Origin of the sequence: Dolichospermum sp. UHCC 0259 (assembly GCF_009711935.1) — a bacterium.
Lineage (GTDB): Bacteria > Cyanobacteriota > Cyanobacteriia > Cyanobacteriales > Nostocaceae > Dolichospermum.
In genome coordinates, this window is record NZ_VIKX01000066.1 from 12877 (window position 1) to 34687 (window position 21811).

Here is a 21811-nt window from a genome sequence, read left to right on the forward strand (position 1 = left end):
TGAAAGGATAAACAGGATAAATACAGATAAAGTAGACATCTCCAAATACGCAACGAGTGGGGTTAAGTATTCTCGATTATCTCACCAGGGAACGACTCAGACTCAAAGAATTAGGAAAAGCTGGAGACTTAGCTGCTAAACAAGCTGAAGCTGCTCTCAAAGTGTCAACTCGTTGTTTGGCTTTTATGGGACTTCTGGTGTTGGTTTTAACGATATGGAAGCTGCTGCACTGGTTACAGCTTATGGTAGACGGATTCTGCGATTCATGATTGATGTGATTGGAAAAGCGGGAGGTATCCAGGTTGAAAGTGATACTGATGGTGTGTTCTTCTCGCACTCTGAACCTTTGCTGATATTTGAAAAGCTGCAAAATGCTTTACCTACTGGTATCAATATAGAGTTGGAAATCCTTGTTAAAGCGATGTTTGTTCCCTCTAGAGGAGCTAAGAATTATATTATCTGGCATGAAGATGGTAAAATTACTACTAAGGGTTCATGGCGGAAACGCGATTCCTACGGAGCGCTTCGCTATCGCTCTCGTCTAGAAAAGGAGTTTCCTTTGAACTACCTGACACAATATCTTCTGTCAAAGGCTAAGGCAGAACAATATTACCAGGAATTAACCAAGGTTATTCGTTCTGGTGATTTTCCTGTGGAACAGTTACAGGTGACTCGGAAAATTAAGAAAGGTGAAAAGGCTCTTTTGGTTCTGGGTAATACTGGGGATGTTGTGACGTTTTATCAAGGAATTCTGGGGTTGACTAATTCTGAAGCCTATTCCAGTGGGTATTATTTGGAGTTGATGGCTAAAAAACGAGATGAGTTACTTGCGGTTGTTAAGCCTCAAGGTAATGTGGGAAAGCAGTTGAGTTTGTTTTGAGTGGGGGATTATACTGATAAGGAGAGCGATCGCCTATGGGAATGGGGGGTGATCGCACAGTATAAACCATGACTGAAAAAACAAGAAAAACAAAGGAAGACCTATCAAAATCTCGATTCCCAGATTTCAACAAGAATGGTGTTTTACCTGGTATCAACCCAAATATCGTCGCCTCGTCGTCAGATGGGAACGTCGAAAGGTTTATTTTGACGCATTCATAGACCTTGCTACCATTCACATCTGGATCAATAAAATATTATTAGTGGGATAGGTTCATGAAAATCAGGGGTAAAGAAGAAAATCGTGATTTTGGTTCAGTTCATTGGAATTGGAATTATTTGGTGGCGGAAATTGCTCTTCAGATCCGTCAGTCATTAGAATTACAAACAATTTTACAAACAACTACCGATGAAGTACAAAAACTGCTCCAGTGCGATCGCGTGCTTTTATACAAATTTGATCCAGATTGGAGTGGTGAAGTCGTAGTAGAAACTGTTGCTGCTCCTCAATGGTCTGTTTTAGGTCAAGTAGTTCATGATCCTTGTTTTGAGTCCTGTTGGTTACAACCCTATCAAGAAAATCAAGTCCGAACTATTGCTGATGTAAATACAGCTAACCTTACACCCTGTCATGCAGAATTTTTAGCAGGTTTTCATGTTAAAGCTAATTTAGTTGTACCCATATTGAGGACATCACAACTTTGGGGTTTATTAATTTGCCATAATTGTACTGCTTCCCGTGAGTGGCAAACCCAAGAAATAGAAGGTTTACAACAAATAGCCATTCATGTAGGTATTTCTATTCATCAAGCCTGTTTATTAGTAGAATTACAACAGGAAAAAGCCAAATTAGAAGCCGTAATGGCAACACGCACAGAACAACTAAAACAAACTAATTTAGATTTGCTCATAGAAGTCAGAGAACGATCAAAACTTGAAACAATAGTTAGTGAAAGTGAAAAATTTTTACGCCAAGTTTTAAATAGTATTTTTACTTTTGTGGGAGTATTAACCTGTGAAGGAATTTTAATAGAAGCAAATCAAGCACCTTTAGATATTGCTGGGATCACCCGTGAGGATGTAATAGGTAAAAACTTTGCAGATACCTATTGGTGGGAATATTCCCCAGAAGCGCAAGCCAAAATTCGAGCAGCTATTAAACAAGCTCAACAAGGAATAGCAGTTAGATTTGATATTCCCGTACAAGCAAAAGAAGGAAAACAGATTATTATTGATTTTTCCCTTTATCCCCTGCGGAATGAACAGGGAGAAATTACCCATTTAATTGCTTCCGGTACTGATATTACTGAACGCAAACAAGCAGAAATTGCCTTACAACAAAGTCGGGATGAAAGATTTAGATTAGCTGCAATTGTTGAATCTTCTGAAGCAGCAATTATTAGTAAAAATCTCGATGGTATGATTACTACTTGGAATCAAGCAGCAGAAAGGTTATTTGGTTATACCACCTCCGAGATTATCGGGAAACATATTGGAAGCATAATTCCTTTAGAACGTCAATCAGAAGCAGCATCAATTTTACAGCGTATTCAACAAGGGGAAAAGGTAAATACCTATGAAACCCAACGACAACATAAAGACGGTAGTTTAATTGATGTATCCTTAACCATTTCTCCTATTCGTGATGAAAATAGTGTGATTATTGGCGCATCAAAAATTGCTAGGGATATTAGCGATCGCAAACTCCTGGAATCAGAAAGAAATCAAGTAGAATTAGAATTACGTCAAAGTAAAGAACAGCTAGAAGACTTCTTTGATAATGCTAGTGATTTAATTCAAAGTGTTTCCTTAGAAGATGGGAAATTTATTTATGTAAATCGTGCTTGGTTAGAGAGATTAGGTTATAGTCGTGATGAACTGAATAGCCTAACAGTTTTTGATTTAATTCATCCTGATTGTTTATATAATTGTCAACAGATATTTCAAGAGTTACAATTAGGTAAAACAAATAATGTAGAGCGATTAGCTATTTCTTTTATTAATAAAAATGGGCAACAAATTCTCCTTCAAGGTAGTATTAATGTTAGATTTACAGATGGTAAACCAATTGCTACCCGTGCGATTTTCAGAGATGTGACAGTCCAACGTCAAATAGAAGCAACTCTGCAAGAACAAGCTAAAATTCTGCAAATATTTTATGACTATTCTCCTTTGATGTTAGGAGTAGTGGAAACTTCAGAAAATGATATTCTCCATACTTTACATAATTCCACTACCTTGGAATTTTTTGGATTTTCCAAAGAACAAATAGATCATAAATGGGCAAGTGAAATAGGTGTCAAACCAGAAACAATTCAAATGTGGTTATATCACTATTGTCAAAGTCAGGAAACACAACAACCAGTTCAGTTTGAATATGAACATCATACTGATACACAAACCTATTACTTATCTAGTATAGTTAAATATATTGGCATTGCTGATAGTGGACGACCTCAATTTTCCTTTATGGTGCGGGATATTAGTGCAATTAAACAATTAGAAATTGAACATCAAAGAATAGAACTGATTGAGCAAAAAAATCAACAAGTTAAACGAGAAATTAACCTATTAGAAAATATTTTAGATATCGTTTTAGCAGGTTATTGGGATTGGGACTTAAAGAATAATACTGAATATTTAAGCCCTGGGTTAAAAAAAATGTTTGGTTATGCAGATCATGAACTACCTAATTCTTCAGAAACTTGGCAAAAACTGATTTTTCAAGAGGATCTACCCAGTGTATTGACTAGGTTTGAGCAGCATATTCAAAGTCATGGAGAAATTCCCTTCTATAACGAAGTTAGATATCTTCATAAAGATGGCTCAATTGTGTGGGTAATTTGTTCGGGTCAAGTGATTGAATGGGATGAAAATGGTAATGCAGTCAGGATGATTGGTTGTCATATTAATATTACAGATCGCAAGCAAGCTGAAAATAATTTGCGTCATATTAATCTAGTTTTGGAAAATGCTGTAGAAGGAATTGCTCGTTTAGATGTAACAGGTAGATATGTAAGTGTTAACCGTGCTTATGCAGAAACTTGTGGTTATGAAGCTAATGAATTAATTGGTAAACAATGGCAAATCACAGTTTATGCAGAAGATTTACCTGCGTTGGAATCCGCATATCAAACTATGTTGAAAACTGGCAAAGTTGATCAAGAAGCTAGAGGAGTTCGTAAAGATGGAAATATTTTTTATAAACAATTAATTATGATCAGTGATTACGATGAACAAGGTAAATTTATTGGTCATTACTGTTTCATGAAAGATATTAGCGATCGCAAAGAATTTGAAATAGCTCTATTAGATAGTGAACACCGTTATCGTAATATTATTGAAACAACTTTAGAAGGGGTTTGGATATTAGATGCAGAAGGTAAAACTACCTTTGTCAATCAGCGGATGGCAGATATGCTGGGTTATATTTGTAGTGAAATGATTGGCACTCATTTAATGGATTTCATCAATCTTGAAGATCGTCCCCAAGCACAAAATTATATGCACAGACGAATACAGGGAATTGGAGAACAGCATCCTTTCAAATTTCAGCGTCAAGATGGCAATCCTCTATGGACGCTAGTTTCTACAACACCTATTTTTGATCATAATCATAATTTTTTGGGTGCTACGGGTTTAATTACTAATATTACTGAATTGGTAACAGTACAGAATGCTCTCAAAAATTCAGAAATGCAGTTAAGTAGTGTTTTAAATAGTTCCTTAGATGGGATTATGGCTTTTCAGTCAGTGCGAAATGACCAAGGTAAGATTATTGATTTTGAGTGGTTATTATGTAATCCCACTGCTTATGAAATTGTGGGTCGAGAGAATTTAATTGGTAAACGACTATTAGAAGAACTTCCTGGTAATAAAGAAGAAGGACTATTTGATCTCTATGTTAAAGTAGTAGAAACTGGTGAACCTATCCAAAGACAGTTTTACTATAACCATGATAAAATTGAATATTGGTTTGAAAATATTGTTGTAAAATTAGGAGATGGTTTTGCTATTACTTTCCGCAATATCACAGCCGATAAAAAAGCGGAACAGGCTTTGCAAATTCTCAATAAACAACTAGAAGAACGGATTACAGATTTAGATCAACGTCATGAAGAAATGCTGATTTTAAGTGAAATTAGTGACTTTCTGCAAGCTTGTTTAACTGTTCAAGAAGCCTGTCAAATTCTGAGTAATTTAGTCCAACCTCTATTTCCTGATTGTAGTGGGGGTTTATTTATTACTAATTCCTCCCGTAACCGTGTAGAAAGGTTATCTTCATGGGGTGATTCTTTATCATCTATTGTAGATTTTTACCCTAATGAATGCTGGTCTTTAAGACGGGGAAAAATTCATATTTGTAATGCTCAAAAATTTGGTTTACGTTGTCAACATATTCCCAAAGATGTCAAGCTTACCAACACTATTTGTATTCCGATGATTGCCCAAGGTGAGACTTTAGGGATGTTACATATTATGACTAATAACCCCAAAGCCTTATCAGAAACAAAAGAACAAATTGCCCGCGCTTTAGCTGAACAGGTAGGACTGGCTTTAGCTAATTTAAATCTGCGAGAAACCCTACAACATCAAAGTATTAGAGATCCTTTAACGGGTTTATTTAATCGTCGTTATTTAGAAGAATTTCTCTCTCAAGAAATCGCCCGCGCTCAACGTAAACAACACCCCATATGTGTGATTATGTTAGATGTAGATCATTTCAAACGGTTTAATGATACCTATGGTCATGACGCAGGAGATTATGTATTACAAGCTGTAGGTGGTGTTTTAAAAGAAAATATTCGGGGTTCAGATATTGCTTGTCGTTACGGTGGGGAAGAAATGAACGTTATTTTACCGGAATCTTCCATTGAAGAAACTGCTATGAAAGCAGAAGAAATGAGACTGGTGATCGCTCAATTAATCCTTTCTCACAATACAAAAACTTTAGGTAATCTAACTGTATCTTTAGGAGTTGCTGGTTTTCCCCAACATGGTGTTAGTAGTACAGCTTTAATTCAAACTGCTGATGCTGCTCTATATCGTGCTAAAGCTGCTGGGCGGAATCAAGTTATAGTTGCGCCCTAGAAATTGAACCCAGACGTACAAAAAACCGAGGAACTGAAATGCACCCGGTTTTTTAAAATATTGATAAACAAATCAAACTTTAGCAGCAGCCTTGATTTCTAATTCGCCTTTAACAATATTAGCCTAAACTCCAGGTATGTTAAAATTTCAATAGTTAGTTTAGAGCGATCGCTCATGTACGACAATACAATTGCCGTACTACCATGCCATCCTTATCACCAACACTCACAAACCTGACGCGAGAAATAAATCAGTCAAACTCCTACTGGAGTACGCACAGGTGAATAAATCCTGGAAATCCTCAAATCCTGGACATCCTGATTCTGACAAAAAAGGATTAAAGGATAAACAGGATAAAGTATTTAATTAAATCCTGTAAATCCTCAAATCCTGTACATCCTGATTCAGACAAATTACACAGAACTCAATTGTTTTTCTGCTACTTTGGCTTCTGGACTATCAGATTCAGAAGGTGGTACTAATTGCCAGAACTTAGGTAAATATACTTCCCAATTAGCAATAATTTCCTGTGCCTTGGGTGAACCAGTTTTCCGGGCATGAGTTTGAATTAACTCATACAATTGTTTTGCACCTGCTTCACTGACAACCTGTTGCACTTTGACAATAGCATGATTGACAAAATCAGGGAAATTACCGACTTCATCGAGGAAATAAGCTAAACCGCCTGTCATACCTGCGCCCACGTTACGGCCTGCTTTACCCAGAACCACAATTACACCGCCCGTCATATATTCACAGCAGTGATCTCCAGCCCCTTCAATGACGGCTGTTCCTTTGGAGTTCCGCACCGCAAACCGTTCTCCAGCTAAACCATTGGCAAATAACGCCCCACCAGTAGCACCATAAAGGCAAGTATTCCCGACAATTACGTTTTGGGCTGGGTTGTAGTTAGCATTTGCTGGGGGCTTAATAATAATTTCCCCACCGTTCATACCCTTACCTACGTAGTCGTTAGCTTCCCCAACTAGGGTGAGGGTGACACCATCGAGGTTAAATGCACCGAAGCTTTGCCCCACACTACCCTGGAAATTCAGGTTAATTTGCCCCTTAAAGCCGTCGTCACCGTATTTATGAGCGATCGCCCCAGTTAACCTTGCACCGACTGTTCTATCGGTATTTACAACCGGGAAGGTTTTACTAACTGTGCCGTGATTGCCAATTGCCGCTTGAATATCTACATCAGCCAGTAATTGATCATCCAAAACAGGTCCATTGCTATGAACCTTTTCATGGGTTAACCAACTACGATCAACTTTTGCATCTGGCAACTTAGTTAAACAATCCAAATTCAAAGCCTGGGTTTTATTCAAGTTGACATCAGAACGGACTGTTAACAAGTCAGCCCGGCCAATGACTTCAGACAAAGAACGATATCCCAATTTTGCCAACAGACTCCGCACCTCTTCCGCGATGAAGTAGAAGAAGTTCACAACGTGATCAGGAATGCCGGTAAAGCGTTTCCGCAGTTCTTCCTTCTGAGAAGCTATACCCACAGGACAGTTATTAGTGTGGCAAATCCGCGCCATAATGCAGCCTTCCGCAATCATCGCTATCGAACCGAAGCCGAACTCCTCAGCCCCCATTAACGCGCCAATTAGGACATCCCAGCCGCTTTTTAGACCACCATCTACACGCAAGATGACGCGATCGCGCAAACTGTTTTCCATCAATACCCGATGTACTTCTGTTAAGCCCAATTCCCAGGGACTACCAGCGTGTTTAATAGAAGAAAGCGGTGATGCACCAGTACCGCCATCATGACCCGAAATTTGGATAATATCAGCGTTAGCCTTAGCTACACCTGCCGCAATTGTCCCAATCCCGATTTCTGCCACTAATTTCACGGAAACTTGGGCTTTAGGGTTGATTTGGTGCAAATCAAAAATTAACTGGGCTAAGTCTTCAATGGAATAAATATCATGGTGCGGTGGTGGTGAAATCAAAGTCACACCGGGCTTAGAACGGCGCAACATGGCAATATAGGGGCTTACCTTGGGTCCAGGTAGTTGTCCACCTTCTCCTGGTTTTGCACCTTGGGCAATTTTGATTTCTAATTGTTGGGCTGTAGCTAAATATTGGGGAGTAACGCCAAACCGTCCTGATGCAATTTGTCTAATGGCACTTGCAGCCGTGTCACCATTCCGTAGCCCATTGAGATGGGGGAGAGTAGGAGATTTACCATTAGTATCCACATCTCTCAAAACATTGTAACGAACGGGATCTTCCCCACCTTCACCAGAATTAGATTTACCACCAATCCGATTCATAGCGATCGCTAAAGTTTCATGTGCTTCTCGTGATAACGCCCCTAAAGACATCCCACCTGTACAGAAACGTTTAACAATATCATTAACTGATTCTACCTGTTCTAAAGGAATTGGCGATCGCTCGCTGTGGAAATCTAACAAATCACGCAACGCCGTCACAGGGCGATCTTGCAGATGTTTTTTGTAAACTTCATAATGGTCATACTGCCTACCATTGACCGCCTTATGTAGCGCCTTGGCCAACTCTGGGCTATTCATGTGGTATTCACCACCGGGACGGTATTGGACAAAACCTAAGTTTTCCAACTTCTTCGCCGTCAATTCAGGGAAAGCCTTACTGTGGAAGGATAACACCTCTTGCGCTAATTCGCTGACACTTAAACCACCAATACGGGAAGTTGTACCTCGGAAACCCAAAGCCAATAAATCACCACCAATACCAATGGCTTCAAATATTTGCGCCGCTTGATAACTAGAAAGTAGAGAAATTCCCATCTTCGAGAGGATTTTCAGCAAACCAGATTCTACAGCTTTGCGATAATTTTCTCTAGCTTGATCTAAAGTCAGTCTGGCGATTTTACCCCTTTCCATAAACTGTTGGGTTTTGGGTTCAGACCACCAAGCAGTGACAGTATCTAAGGCCATGTAAGGACAAACCGCACCCGCACCATAACCCAGCAAACAAGCAAAATGATGGGTACTCCAACATTGGGCGGTATCCACAATTAAAGATGTTTTCATCCGTAACCCTTCACGGATTAAGTGATGGTGAACCGCACCAATGGCTAATAAAGGGGGAATATAGGTATATTCTGCCGCAATTCCTGTACCTGTTCTGTCACTTAATATGAGAATCTTCGCACCAGCCCGCACCGATTCCGCAGCTTGTTTTTGCAAAGATTCCACAGCCGTTTTTAAACCATCTGGACCTGTGGCTATGGGGAATAAAGTTGACAATTCCGCCGTTGCAAAACCTGACAGTTTAATAGTTTCTAACTCTGTTTGGGTGAGAACAGGTGACTCTAACTTGAGTCTGCGGGCGTATTCTGGTTTAGGTTCTAATAAATTCCCCTTTTCACCCAGTTCTACCGTCAGAGACATCACCAACTTTTCCCGTAAAGGGTCAATTGCTGGATTAGTAACTTGAGCAAACCGCTGTTTAAAATAGTCGTACAGCAAATGGGATTTTTCTGACAATACCGCTAAAGGAATATCATCCCCCATACAGAAAGTTGCTTCTGCACCCGTACTAGCCATAGGGTGAATCACCATTTCCACATCTTCTATGGTGTAGCCAAAGGCAATTTGCTGTTGTAATAAAACTTGGGGATCAATTTTACTAGTTGATAAATTCCCATTCCCGTTACTTGGGCTATGGTGTCCATTCCCATTCCCATTCCCATTCCCGTTACCATTTCCATTCCCAACGGGTTGGGTTTCGCCTTTAACTAATTTACTCAATTCTTGGCGATGTTGTTGCAACCATTCCCCATAGGGATGTTGTTTAGCAATGCGTTGTTTAATTTCCCAGTTCTTGAGAATTTCCTGGGTGTTTAAATCTACCGCAATCATTTGTCCTGGTCCGAGTCTGCCTTTTTCGAGAATATTCTCTTCAGGGAAATCTACAACTCCAGCTTCGGAGGCAACAACGATATAATCATCTTTGGTAATGACATAACGCGCAGGTCTTAAACCATTACGATCTAGTGTCGCTCCAACTTTTTTACCATCGCTAAATACTAACAGTGCTGGTCCATCCCATGCTTCCTGCAAACCGCTGTAATATTCATAAAAATCCACAATTTCGGGATATTCAGCCAAGGAAGGTTGATTTTTGTAAGCCTCGGGAACCATCATCATTAACCCTTCTAAAGGGCTACGTCCCGATCGCACCAACAACTCTAGTACATTATCTAAAGTAGCGGAATCGCTATTATTCATGTTAACCATTGGCTTGAGTTCGTCAAACCGATCTTCCCAAATTGGATGACTCAGAGTAGCTTCCCGTGCCATCATCCAATTAATATTCCCCAACAGAGTATTAATTTCTCCATTGTGACCCAATAGCCGCATGGGTTGGGCTAAAGGCCATTTAGGCATAGTATTTGTACTAAAGCGGCGATGATATACCGCAAATGCCACTTTAAAAGCCGGATTTTTTAAGTCTTCGTAAAAATCTCCCAAAACAGCGGAACGCACCATGCCTTTATAAACAATTGTGCGACTAGATAAAGAACAAACATAGAAATCTTCAGAAATTTTTCTGCCCGCTTGCATAATACGACGACGGGCAATATACAATTCTCTTTCTAATTCATCCCCGCTTTTATCAGCACAAGAAATTATTACCTGTTCTATCTGTGGTTGATTCTCTTTTGCTTGTAACCCTAATACTTCAGAATGCACTGGAACTACTCGCCAGCCCAGTACAGTTAATTTTTCTTCTGCTGCTATTTGCTCAAATGCAGTTTTAGCAGCTTTGGCGGCTGTCTCATCTTGGGGAAAAAATATCATCCCCACAGCCATATTACTCAAGACAGAAAAATCAATCCCATTCCTGTGATCTTGTGCCAATAATTCCCAAGGAATCGCTGTTAATATCCCCGCACCATCACCAGAATCTTGGTCAGCACTACAACCACCTCTATGTTCTAAGCAAGTTAAAGCAGTTAAAGCTTTATCCAAAATTTCATGACTGGCAATATTTTGACGATGGGTAATAAACCCGACTCCACAAGCATCTCTTTCTTCTACTAACCACTTTTGCCCTAGATATGTATCTGAAAAATTAGTATCTGACACTGTAATTTGCTGACCCTGATTTGATGGTTGATGATTCATACTCTATTCCTGAAATGTTGAGGTACAGATGTTGTTATTACTGCTAGAGGGAAATTTTCTCAGTTTTGGCACTGGATAAAAATACATACAGCAGGATTCAGGAGTCAGGAATCAAACTGGCTTGCTATCCGGCTTTGAATTTAGATCCTGTACATCATTAATCTGCAATCTGCTGTAATTACCAAAGTTTAGAGATAACAATTTTAGCTTGACGTTTAGCCAAAGCTGTGCTACCAATGCCTATCTACTTTTTATTTGTTTACTGTACTTTAAGAACAAACTACCCTAATCCAGAAGAACCTGTAAATCCAAAGGTTTTGAAGTTTGCAGTTTTTTTTGCTCACGGCTTACACCATACAAGCTATTCTTGTTCTTAGCTGATTACTGATAGCTCCCGAAAATTAGCCTATTTTCACTATATGCCCATTTGACAATTCCTAAAACATATCTATTTTTCCCTGTATTTTGGCTGTTTATTTATTATCAACCACAGGAACTTTAGATTTTAGGTTCAAACCCCAAAACCTAAAATTTTCACAGATGAGGATAGGGTGTCCAAATTTCACCTTTAACCCCCAACAATATCATAAGACCTCGCGGTATGCGGGAAACTCAGTCTCTTTAGGGCTGAGAGGGAAGCGACACGGGCGGTTTTAACCGCATTGAATCTTTTTTCATTACCGCCTTGGAGTTGGGAAATTCGGGGTACTTTTGTGATGTACTTTCAACGGGACAATTACCGATTCAAATTTTCCAACTCTGTACGCATAATGTTTTGCTCCAAAGAGCCTCCCATTTCTGGGGTAATGTTAGCTTAGACCAGTTATAAAAGCTTTTTAGACTTGCAACACTGTTTCAGTGACCTTAAAACTGTTTAATTGCAAATGACAGAGCAGGGAACTAGCTTCGCATTCCGGGGTGTCGTGACTCAAATAACGGCTACCCTTCAACTATGCTCAGGGTGGTCTGGTCAGTACAGCTTGTTTGATTTTTCTTGCAAGCTCAGTCCCTTTAGGGCTGGGTTACTGACAGCAGTCTCCAATTAATTTGTATTATTTAGAACAATTTTAGCTAGTATTTTTAGCATGATAATTGTTTGCTACTCTGAATAAGAGACAGAGACCCAATATAAATATTATCACGATAACTTCTAAAAAAGTAATTATTTTTTTAATTTTCTGATAAATTTTCGTTAGACGATGTTTTAAAAGTTTATGGCGAATATAAAGATGCCTCCGGCTCCCGTTAGGGATACGCTACTACAAAAACGAAGTCCACCTATTCCTTCGGAACGCTACGCTAACGTGGACTAATGAAAGGTCAAGGTTTTTAACCCACGAAGGTGGGTTTTGCCTGTGTAGCCGCGATTTCTAATCGCTGGGTTTTGCATAATCACGTTCCCAAATCCGAGTTAATGAAGACGAAACTACTAAATTCCGTATTACCGCTACTGTCAACAGCACTGTGTTTGACTGCTACTTATGGGGCATTGGCTCAAAATACTCCTAGTTTACCAACTCCCGTTCCCAGTGCCGTTAGTGCTGGTAATCAAATTATTCTCAATGGACGGACTTTACCAGGAGCATGGTTACAGCCAAAAGCAACCACAGTGGGAATACAAACTTATCTGAGCGATGGCGCAGTTAAGCAATTAATGGGGGTAGATTTACTCAATAGTAGTAATCCTGGCAAACAACCAGTACAGTGGTTTTCTGGCTTGACAAATCCCCCTATTCTCAATACAAATCTCAGCGGAGGATATCGCTATTTAGATATTACTCAATTAGCACTTAAACAGGGATGGAAAATCCAGGCTAATGGTAATACTTTAGTAATTTCTACCCCTGGTTCCCAACTCAAAAATATCCGTCTGGGTAAACAACCAAAAGGAGATCGGGTTGTTCTAGATTTGGATATGGCGACCCCTTGGCAAATTCGACAGGAATTACCAGTTAAAAAAGTAGTAGATCCTGATGAGATTATTCCTAAATCTACCACACCACCCAATCGAGAATGGACTCTCACCCTAGATGGTACTGCTGATCCGGCTTTAATCCAACGCTATAACTCTCAACCTACTACACCACAAACTCCCCCATCAATAATTCAAAAAGTGGAAGTAGTTAATAATCAAACAATTGTGCGGTTTAGTGTTCCCTTTGGTCAGTCTGTAAAAGTTAGTACGATTCCCCAACCAAATCGCATAGTTATTGATATTCAACCTGATGCAATGGTAGAAAAAACTATTGCTTGGGCGCGGGGATTACAATGGCGACAGCAGTTGGTAACTTTAGGAACAGATCGCTTTCCTGTAGTTTGGTTAGATATTAACCCACGTACTGTAGGATTAAGCATTAAACCGATAATTACTAACCCGCAAACATTAACTGGTACAGCCCCTTTAATCCAAACTGCTCAAAATCACTTAGCAGTAGCCGCCATTAATGGTGGTTATTTTAACCGTAATAATAGATTGCCTTTAGGGGCAATTCGGCGAGATAATCAATGGATATCGGGTCCAATTCTCAACCGAGGAGCGATCGCTTGGAATAATAACGGACAATTCTATTTTGGTCGCCTCACCCTCACAGAAACCCTAATTACCAACAATAATCAACGTTTACCCATTTCTCTACTTAACACTGGCTATGTCCAACGCGGTATCGCTCGTTATACTCCAGTCTGGGGAAATACTTATACACCTTTAGCCGACAATGAAACTATCGTAGTTGTCGCAAACAATCAAGTAATTAACCAGTTAGCAGGAGGTAAAAGTGGTATAACGGCTATTCCCATTCCCGAAAATGGTTATCTCCTCATCTTCCGTAACCAGACTCCACAACTACCCATTGGCACAAAAGTCTCCCTTACCAGCGCTACTACCACACCTGAATTTAGTCGCTACCCTCACATTATTGGTGCAGGTCCCCTATTAGTCCAAAATCGGCAAATAGTCCTGGATGGACCAGCAGAAACATTTAACCCAGCTTTTATGAAAGGTCAAGCAGTTCGCAGCAGTATTTGTACCACTTCCACAGGAAATCTCATGATTGCTGCTGTACATAATCGGGCTGGTGGTGGTGGACCAACTTTAGCCGAACAAGCACAATTAATGCAAACAATGGGTTGTATAAATGCTTTAAATTTAGACGGTGGTAGTTCTACCAGTCTCTATTTAGGCGGTCAGTTACTTGATCGTTCCCCCAATACAGCAGCCCGTGTTCACAACGGGATTGGGATTTTCATATCACCAAAAGCTCCCAAATAGGTGAACGGTGAACAAAGATTCAGATTAATCCATTATTTTTTTGATGAAGACTTTATGTAGACAAATTAGTTTCCGCAAGGGACTTTACCTTTCAATGGTGAGTTTTGCTATCTTTATCAAAGTGGCTAAATCTTGTCCCTTTTTCATCAACCAACTGTTCCGACTAAAAACAGGTTTGTTATGTCTCCAACCGAGGTAACTATGGCTAAATTATCAGAAACTGCCCCAAATACTCTCACTCTGCAACCAACAATTAATTCTAGAAGTATTGCTGCTGGTGAATTACGTCCTTGGGGTTCTTTCACCGTCTTGGAAGAAGGGCGCGGATATAAAATTAAGCGAATTGAAGTAAAGCCTGGACATCGCCTCAGCTTACAAATGCACCACCACCGCAGTGAACACTGGATTGTTGTTTCTGGTACAGCTAAAGTAGTTTGTGGCGACAAAGAAATCTTATTAAGCAATAATCAATCAACCTATGTCCCCCAATGTACAACCCATCGGTTAGAAAATCCCGGTGTGATTCCTTTGGTTTTAATTGAAGTCCAAAATGGTGAATATCTCGGAGAAGATGATATTATTCGCTATCAAGATGATTATGCCCGTTCTGAAAAATAGGAATAGGCAATAGGGAATTTTTCTTCTTTCTGGCAACGGACAACTGACCACTGACAACGGACAACTAACAACTGACTAATAAAAAAATTCCATGATTCATTTAAGTCCAGCAGCCATTAATGAAATCGGGCGTTTAAAGTCTAAACAACCATCAGATACCTTATTTCGCTTACAAGTGAAGTCTGGTGGTTGTGCCGATTGGTTTTATGATCTTGCTTTTGATGCAACAGTACAATCTCAAGATCAGGTTTTAGAGTTGCATGATCTTCGCGTAATTATAGACCCAGAAAGCCTGAATTACATCAATGGGTTATCAATAGATTATTCAGAAGATTTGATGGGTGGAGGTTTTCGCTTTTATAACCCCCAAGCAACATCAACCTGTAGTTGTGGTAATTCTTTCTCTATTGGTTAGTGGTCATTGGTCATTAGTCATTGGTCAGTTGTCAATTGTCATTGGGAAAATTCTTTCTTCCCCCCCAACTTCCCCAACTTCCCCAACTTCCCCAACTTCCCCAACTTCCCCAACTTCCCTGTTCCCTCCTAAAAATGATTGACAGAAAATCAGAAAAAAAGATATAATCAGGATTTGTTAAAACTTAGATCATAAAGCAGCTTCACGCGCTGTAACTCATGCCAACAATACAGCAGCTAATACGTAGTGAACGCGAACTAGCGCGTCAGAAAACCAAGTCCCCTGCTCTGAAGCAATGCCCGCAACGGCGAGGCGTTTGCACCAGAGTATACACAACTACACCTAAAAAGCCTAACTCAGCACTCCGCAAGGTAGCCAGGGTAAGACTTACCTCTGGATTTGAAGTAACAGCTTACATCCCAGGTATCGGTCATAACTTACAAGAACACTCCGTAGTTATGATTCGTGGTGGTCGGGTCAAAGACTTGCCCGGAGTTAGATACCACATTATTCGTGGCACATTAGATACAGCCGGGGTTAAAGACCGGAAACAAGGCCGTTCCAAATATGGAACTAAGCTCCCAAAAGCAGGTAAAAAATAGGTAAGTGGCGGTTAATCGCGTCAAATACGGTTAATCGTCCTACCTGCCAACTGCATAAAAACCAGCAGTAACGAATTTTTTTAAGAAAATCAAACTGTATCTGGCATAAAAACAAGTTGTATGAGTTTGAAGAGGATAATCTTGTAAACGATAACAGCACTTTAATCTAAATTTTAAAGTTGATTAAGTTGTCGTCTTCTGTGTCTGGTAGCAGATAATAAGTGAATTAATTCAGCCTCCTCTCAACTGATAGCGATCGCATGGCACAAGCCATAAAGGAAAATGCAGGAAAAATTAGCAGCTAAATTAAACCGCTTTTAGTTTCCTGTGTTCTGGTAGCATATAATTTCGTGACCAAATTCCGTATTCAAGGATGAAGTATGTCTCGTCGTGGTGTTAGTCAAAGGCGCGCAGTTCCGCCTGACTCAGTGTATAATAGTCGCCTGATCAGCATGATGATGCGACGAATAATGCGTCATGGCAAAAAATCAATTGCCGCAAGAATAGTTTATGACGCTTTGAAAACTATTGAAGAACGTACTGGTGGAAGTCCACTAGAAACTTTTGAAAAAGCAGTGCGTAATGCGACACCATTGGTAGAAGTTAAAGCTCGCCGAGTTGGTGGAGCAACTTACCAAGTACCTATGGAAGTACGTACAGATCGCGGTACTACCCTAGCATTGCGGTGGTTAGTGCAGTATTCTCGTCAACGTCCAGGAAGAACTATGGCTGGGAGACTAGCTAATGAGTTAATGGACGCAGCGAATGAAACTGGTAGTGCTATTCGTAAGCGCGAAGAAACACATCGGATGGCGGAAGCAAACAAAGCGTTTGCACATTATCGTTACTAAGTAGAAAAACGATATATCGTCTTCTCATGTGCGGTATATCGTAGAATTTATAGCTAATGCCCAAAAAGGCAACTGCCTAGCTAGGCTCACAAAAAAAGACGGTTTTCCGTAAAAGTATAGAATCTTAACAAAGAGTAATATACGAGATATCATGAGGCGACAACCTTAGGAGGTAACTGTGGCACGCACGAACCCGCTAGAGAAAGTACGCAATATCGGTATTGCGGCGCATATAGATGCGGGCAAAACAACGACAACAGAGAGAATATTATTTTACTCTGGGATCATTCATAAAATTGGCGAAGTTCACGAAGGAACTGCCGTTACAGACTGGATGGAACAAGAACGGGAGCGGGGAATTACTATCACTGCTGCTGCTATTAGTACCAGTTGGAATGATCATCAAATTAACATTATTGATACTCCAGGTCACGTAGATTTCACAATTGAAGTTGAACGTTCCATGCGAGTATTAGATGGTGTAATCGCTGTATTTTGTTCCGTAGGTGGTGTCCAACCACAATCAGAAACAGTATGGCGACAAGCAGACCGCTATAAAGTGCCTCGCATTGCCTTTATCAACAAGATGGATCGCACTGGTGCGAACTTCTATAGAGTGCATGACCAGATGGTTGATCGCTTGCGAGCTAACGCCATTGCTATTCAACTGCCTATCGGTAGTGAAACTGAATTTAAAGGGATTATAGACTTGGTGAAAATGTGTGCATATATGTACACAAACGATCAAGGAACAGATATCCAAACAACAGAAATTCCAGCGGAACTAACCGAAAAAGCAGCCCAATACCGCACCAAGTTGGTAGAAGCAGTATCAGAAACTGATGATGTGCTGATGAATAAGTACTTCGAGGGCGAAGAACTGACAGAAGCAGAAATCTGTGCTGCCCTCCGCAAAGGAACAATTGCGGGGACAATCGTACCAGTGCTTTGCGGTTCAGCCTTTAAGAACAAAGGCGTGCAATTGATGTTGGATGCGGTAATAGATTACCTGCCATCACCACTGGAAGTTCCACCAATTCAAGGAACACTACTCAACGGTGATCCGGTAGAACGTCATGCTGATGATGAAGAACCATTATCAGCTTTGGCATTTAAGATTATGGCTGATCCTTATGGTCGCCTTACCTTCGTTCGGGTTTATTCTGGTGTGCTGAAGAAAGGTAGTTACGTTCTTAACGTCAGCAAGAATAAAAAAGAACGGATTTCTCGGTTAGTGCTAATGAAAGCAGATGACCGACAAGACGTAGATGAACTACGAGCAGGTGATTTGGGTGCTGCTTTAGGATTAAAAGATACCTTAACAGGTGATACACTTTGTGATGAAGGTTCACCAGTAATTTTGGAATCCTTGTTTATTCCTGAGCCTGTAATCTCGGTAGCGGTTGAACCCAAAACCAAGAACGACATGGACAAGCTTTCCAAAGCTCTACAATCTTTGAGTGAAGAAGACCCCACCTTCCGTGTGCGTGTTGATCCAGAAACCAACCAAACCGTAATTGCGGGAATGGGAGAATTGCACCTAGAAATTCTCGTAGATCGGATGTTACGGGAATTTAAAGTAGAAGCAAACGTTGGTGCGCCTCAAGTGGCTTACCGCGAAACCATCCGCAAAGCCGTTGAGAAAGTTGATGGTAAATTTATCCGTCAGAGTGGTGGTAAGGGTCAGTATGGTCACGTAGTGATCAATTTAGAACCAGGTGAACCCGGTACGGGTTTTGTCTTTGTTTCTAAAATTGTCGGTGGGATTGTACCCAAAGAGTACATCGGACCGGCTGAACAGGGCATGAAGGAATGTTGTGAATCCGGTATTTTAGCTGGATATCCACTCATTGATGTCAAAGCCACATTAATACATGGTTCTTATCACGACGTAGACTCTTCAGAAATGGCTTTCAAAATTGCTGGTTCTATGGCAATCAAGGAAGCGGCGACAAAAGCCTCTCCTGTGATCTTAGAGCCGATTATGAAAGTTGAAGTAGAAGTACCTGAAGACTATATCGGTAACGTGATTGGTGATTTAATCTCCCGTCGGGGACAGATTGAAAGCCAAAGCACTGAACAGGGACTGGCAAAGGTGGTATCGAAAGTTCCATTGGCAACCATGTTTGGTTATGCCACTGATATTCGGTCGAAAACCCAAGGTAGAGGTATCTTTACAATGGAGTTTAGTACCTACGAAGAGGTGCCTCGCAGCGTGGCTGAGGGCATTATCTCAAAAAGTAAAGGGAACGCTTAATTAAAAAAGGAAACGACTATTTATGGCACGCGCAAAGTTTGAAAGAAATAAAGATCACGTTAATATCGGTACTGTTGGCCACGTTGACCACGGCAAAACTACTTTAACAGCAGCCATTACAATGACATTAGCGGCTATGGGTAACGCTGTGGCTAAAGGCTATGACCAAATTGATAATGCACCTGAAGAAAAAGCACGGGGTATTACAATCAATACTGCTCACGTAGAGTATGAAACTGAAAAACGTCACTATGCTCACGTAGACTGCCCTGGACACGCTGACTATGTGAAAAACATGATCACTGGTGCAGCGCAAATGGATGGAGGCATCCTGGTAGTTGCTGCTACTGATGGTCCTATGCCCCAAACCCGTGAACACATCCTCTTAGCAAAACAAGTGGGTGTTCCTAGTCTGGTCGTCTTCTTGAACAAACAAGACATGATGGATGACGAGGAATTGATGGAATTGGTAGAAATGGAATTGCGGGAACTGCTCACCGATTATGATTTCCCCGGTGACGATATTCCCATTATCAAAGGTTCAGGTCTGAAAGCGCTGGAAGCAATGACCGCTAATCCCAAAACTCAGCGCGGTGAAAATGAGTGGGTAGACAAAATCTATGAGTTGATGGATGCTGTAGATGCTTCTATTCCTACTCCTGAGCGGGCTATAGATAAACCATTCTTGATGGCTGTGGAAGATGTGTTCACAATCACAGGTCGTGGGACTGTGGCTACTGGACGGATCGAACGCGGTAAAGTTAAGGTGGGCGATACTGTTGAGTTGGTTGGGATCAGAGATACCCGTAGTACCGCTGTTACCGGGATCGAGATGTTCAAGAAGAGCCTTGATGAAGGTATGGCTGGCGACAACGCAGGTGTACTACTTCGCGGTATGAAGAAAGAAGACATTGAGCGTGGTATGGTAATCGCTAAACCAGGTTCAATTACACCCCATACTCAGTTTGAAGGCGAGGTTTACGTTTTAACGGAGAAAGAAGGTGGTCGGAAAACACCATTTTTCGCCGGTTATCGTCCTCAGTTCTATGTGCGGACAACTGATGTAACTGGTACGATCAAAGCCTTTACCTCTGATGAAGGTGCAGATGTGGAAATGGTAATGCCTGGCGATCGCATCAAGGTAACAGTAGAATTGATCAATGCGATCGCTATTGAAGAAGGTATGCGTTTCGCTATTCGTGAAGGTGGACGCACTATTGGTGCGGGCGTTGTCGCTAAAATCTTGAAATAACACTCACGTTTTTGCTCTCATTTAAAAGGAGTGGAGATGAATCCTATAATCTCTGCTCCTTTCTATTCCCATAAACAATTTTAAATTTTGGATTGGGGATGAAATTTAACATCTAAAAATCTAAAATCTAAAGTCTAAAATTTACCGAACCTGGAAAACTAAACATGGCAACTCTACAGCAGCAAAAAATTAGAATTCGCTTAAAAGCATTTGACCGACGTTTATTAGATACATCTTGCGAGAAGATTGTAGACACCGCTAATCGGACTAACGCTACAGCTATTGGACCGATTCCTTTACCCACAAAACGTAAGATATATTGCGTACTGCGATCGCCTCACGTAGATAAAGATTCCCGTGAACACTTTGAAACCCGCACCCATCGTCGGATTATTGACATTTATCAACCTTCTTCTAAAACTATTGATGCACTCATGAAGCTAGATTTGCCTTCTGGTGTAGATATTGAAGTCAAATTGTAAGTTTGTCATTGGTCAGTAGTCATTGGTCATTGGTCAGTGGTGAAGGAAAAACAATTGACAACGGACAACGGACAACAGACAACGGACAATTAGCTCTGAGAAAATTTATCTCAGGGCTTTTTATTTGCTATAAAACATCATGATAAAATATAAATAAAGGTACGGAAAATATAATATTTTAAGACTACAATTTATACTTAACTAACAATCCTAACAATGACATCTTCTTCTAGAATTGCAGTGCGTGAACTACCTCTATTCCCATTACCAGAAGTGGTTCTATTTCCGACTAGACCATTACCTTTACATATTTTTGAGTTTCGCTACAGAATCATGATGAATACGATTTTGGAGAGCGATCGCCGATTTGGGGTATTGATGATTGATCCCACCAAGGGGACAATTGCTAATGTGGGTTGTTGTGCGGAAATTCTGCATTATCAGCGGCTACCTGATGACAGAATCAAGCTATTAGCTTTAGGACAACAAAGATTTCGGGTTTTAGAATATGTCCGCGAAAAGCCTTATCGCGTCGGTTTGGTAGAATGGATTGAAGATCAACCACCAGCTAAGGATTTACGTCCTTTAGCTTCAGAAGTAGAACAACTATTGCGGGATGTGGTTCGTCTTTCCGCTAAGTTAACAGAACAAGAAATTGAATTACCAAACGATTTACCAGATTTACCCACAGAACTATCTTATTGGATAGCGAGTAATCTCTATGGTGTCGCTCCCGAACAGCAAGCATTATTAGAAATACAGGATACAGTTGCTCGTTTAGAACGAGAAGCGGAAATTCTCACTTCTACTCGCAATCATTTAGCAGCGCGTTCTGTGCTTAAAGATACGTTTAATGAGATGGGATAAACTTGCCAAACTTTAAACTTTCACTCGCTGTTGCTAAGATTTGATGTAACTGTTCACACTCCCCCACTAAAAAGGAATTAGGAAGTAACAGGGATAGGAG

Annotated in this window: 12 protein-coding genes; 11 read left to right on the forward strand and 1 reads right to left on the reverse strand. The window is 40.5% G+C overall.

Annotated elements, in window-relative coordinates; all coding sequences use genetic code 11:
* The first annotated feature begins 172 nt into the window (after window positions 1–172).
* Window positions 173–880 (forward strand): hypothetical protein, encoded by a 708-nt coding sequence (locus FJR05_RS05250; RefSeq protein WP_254446742.1) that lies wholly within the window; start codon window positions 173–175, stop codon window positions 878–880.
* Between the two features lie 275 nt (window positions 881–1155).
* A complete protein-coding gene (locus FJR05_RS05255) occupies window positions 1156–5970 on the forward strand; it encodes a PAS domain S-box protein (protein WP_168643153.1) in 4815 nt (1604 codons plus the stop codon).
* Between the two features lie 413 nt (window positions 5971–6383).
* Here the strand turns inward: FJR05_RS05255 and FJR05_RS05265 are convergent, their stop codons facing one another.
* Entirely contained in the window at window positions 6384–11099 is a 4716-nt protein-coding gene (locus FJR05_RS05265) for a glutamate synthase-related protein (protein WP_168643155.1), read from the reverse strand.
* A 1414-nt stretch (window positions 11100–12513) separates the two neighbouring features.
* On the opposite strand from FJR05_RS05265, the gene FJR05_RS05270 reads away from it, so the two are divergent.
* The 9 genes from FJR05_RS05270 to FJR05_RS05310 all read left to right on the forward strand — a co-directional run bounded on the left by FJR05_RS05270 (window position 12514) and on the right by FJR05_RS05310 (window position 21711).
* Window positions 12514–14367: a phosphodiester glycosidase family protein gene (locus tag FJR05_RS05270; protein ID WP_168643156.1), complete on the forward strand. Its 1854-nt coding sequence runs from the start codon at window positions 12514–12516 to the stop codon at window positions 14365–14367.
* Window positions 14368–14568: 201 nt separating this feature from the next.
* Window positions 14569–14985 carry a phosphomannose isomerase type II C-terminal cupin domain gene (locus FJR05_RS05275; RefSeq protein WP_168643162.1) on the forward strand — a complete coding sequence of 139 codons (417 nt, stop codon included), beginning with the start codon at window positions 14569–14571 and terminating at the stop codon, window positions 14983–14985.
* 91 nt (window positions 14986–15076) lie between these two features.
* Window positions 15077–15400: an iron-sulfur cluster assembly accessory protein gene (locus FJR05_RS05280; RefSeq protein ID WP_168643157.1), complete on the forward strand. Its 324-nt coding sequence runs from the start codon at window positions 15077–15079 to the stop codon at window positions 15398–15400.
* Between the two features lie 218 nt (window positions 15401–15618).
* A complete protein-coding gene (gene rpsL, locus FJR05_RS05285) occupies window positions 15619–16002 on the forward strand; it encodes a 30S ribosomal protein S12 (RefSeq protein ID WP_015078104.1) in 384 nt (127 codons plus the stop codon).
* A 380-nt stretch (window positions 16003–16382) separates the two neighbouring features.
* Window positions 16383–16853, forward strand: a complete 471-nt coding sequence (rpsG, locus tag FJR05_RS05290; protein WP_027402058.1) for a 30S ribosomal protein S7 — start codon at window positions 16383–16385, stop codon at window positions 16851–16853.
* Window positions 16854–17031: 178 nt separating this feature from the next.
* A complete protein-coding gene (fusA, locus tag FJR05_RS05295; protein WP_168643158.1) occupies window positions 17032–19110 on the forward strand; it encodes an elongation factor G in 2079 nt (692 codons plus the stop codon).
* Window positions 19111–19132: 22 nt separating this feature from the next.
* Window positions 19133–20362: an elongation factor Tu gene (tuf, locus tag FJR05_RS05300; protein ID WP_168643159.1), complete on the forward strand. Its 1230-nt coding sequence runs from the start codon at window positions 19133–19135 to the stop codon at window positions 20360–20362.
* A gap of 164 nt (window positions 20363–20526) precedes the next feature.
* Window positions 20527–20844, forward strand: a complete 318-nt coding sequence (gene rpsJ / locus FJR05_RS05305; protein WP_015113498.1) for a 30S ribosomal protein S10 — start codon at window positions 20527–20529, stop codon at window positions 20842–20844.
* A 216-nt stretch (window positions 20845–21060) separates the two neighbouring features.
* The gene (locus FJR05_RS05310) at window positions 21061–21711 is read left to right on the forward strand and encodes an LON peptidase substrate-binding domain-containing protein (protein WP_168643160.1); all 651 of its coding nucleotides are present in this window, start codon (window positions 21061–21063) and stop codon (window positions 21709–21711) included.
* Window positions 21712–21811: the final 100 nt, after the last annotated feature.

Bases quoted from the DNA above. Each gene is read 5' to 3' on its own strand.
- FJR05_RS05270 (WP_168643156.1), top strand. From the start codon at position 12,514: ATGAAGACGAAACTACTAAATTCCGTATTACCGCTACTGTCAACAGCA.
- rpsL (WP_015078104.1), top strand. From the start codon at position 15,619: ATGCCAACAATACAGCAGCTAATACGTAGTGAACGCGAACTAGCGCGT.
- FJR05_RS05310 (WP_168643160.1), top strand. From the start codon at position 21,061: ATGACATCTTCTTCTAGAATTGCAGTGCGTGAACTACCTCTATTCCCA.
- rpsJ (WP_015113498.1), top strand. From the start codon at position 20,527: ATGGCAACTCTACAGCAGCAAAAAATTAGAATTCGCTTAAAAGCATTT.
- tuf (WP_168643159.1), top strand. From the start codon at position 19,133: ATGGCACGCGCAAAGTTTGAAAGAAATAAAGATCACGTTAATATCGGT.
- FJR05_RS05280 (WP_168643157.1), top strand. From the start codon at position 15,077: ATGATTCATTTAAGTCCAGCAGCCATTAATGAAATCGGGCGTTTAAAG.
- rpsG (WP_027402058.1), top strand. From the start codon at position 16,383: ATGTCTCGTCGTGGTGTTAGTCAAAGGCGCGCAGTTCCGCCTGACTCA.
- FJR05_RS05275 (WP_168643162.1), top strand. From the start codon at position 14,569: ATGGCTAAATTATCAGAAACTGCCCCAAATACTCTCACTCTGCAACCA.
- FJR05_RS05265 (WP_168643155.1), bottom strand. From the start codon at position 11,099: ATGAATCATCAACCATCAAATCAGGGTCAGCAAATTACAGTGTCAGAT.
- FJR05_RS05255 (WP_168643153.1), top strand. From the start codon at position 1,156: ATGAAAATCAGGGGTAAAGAAGAAAATCGTGATTTTGGTTCAGTTCAT.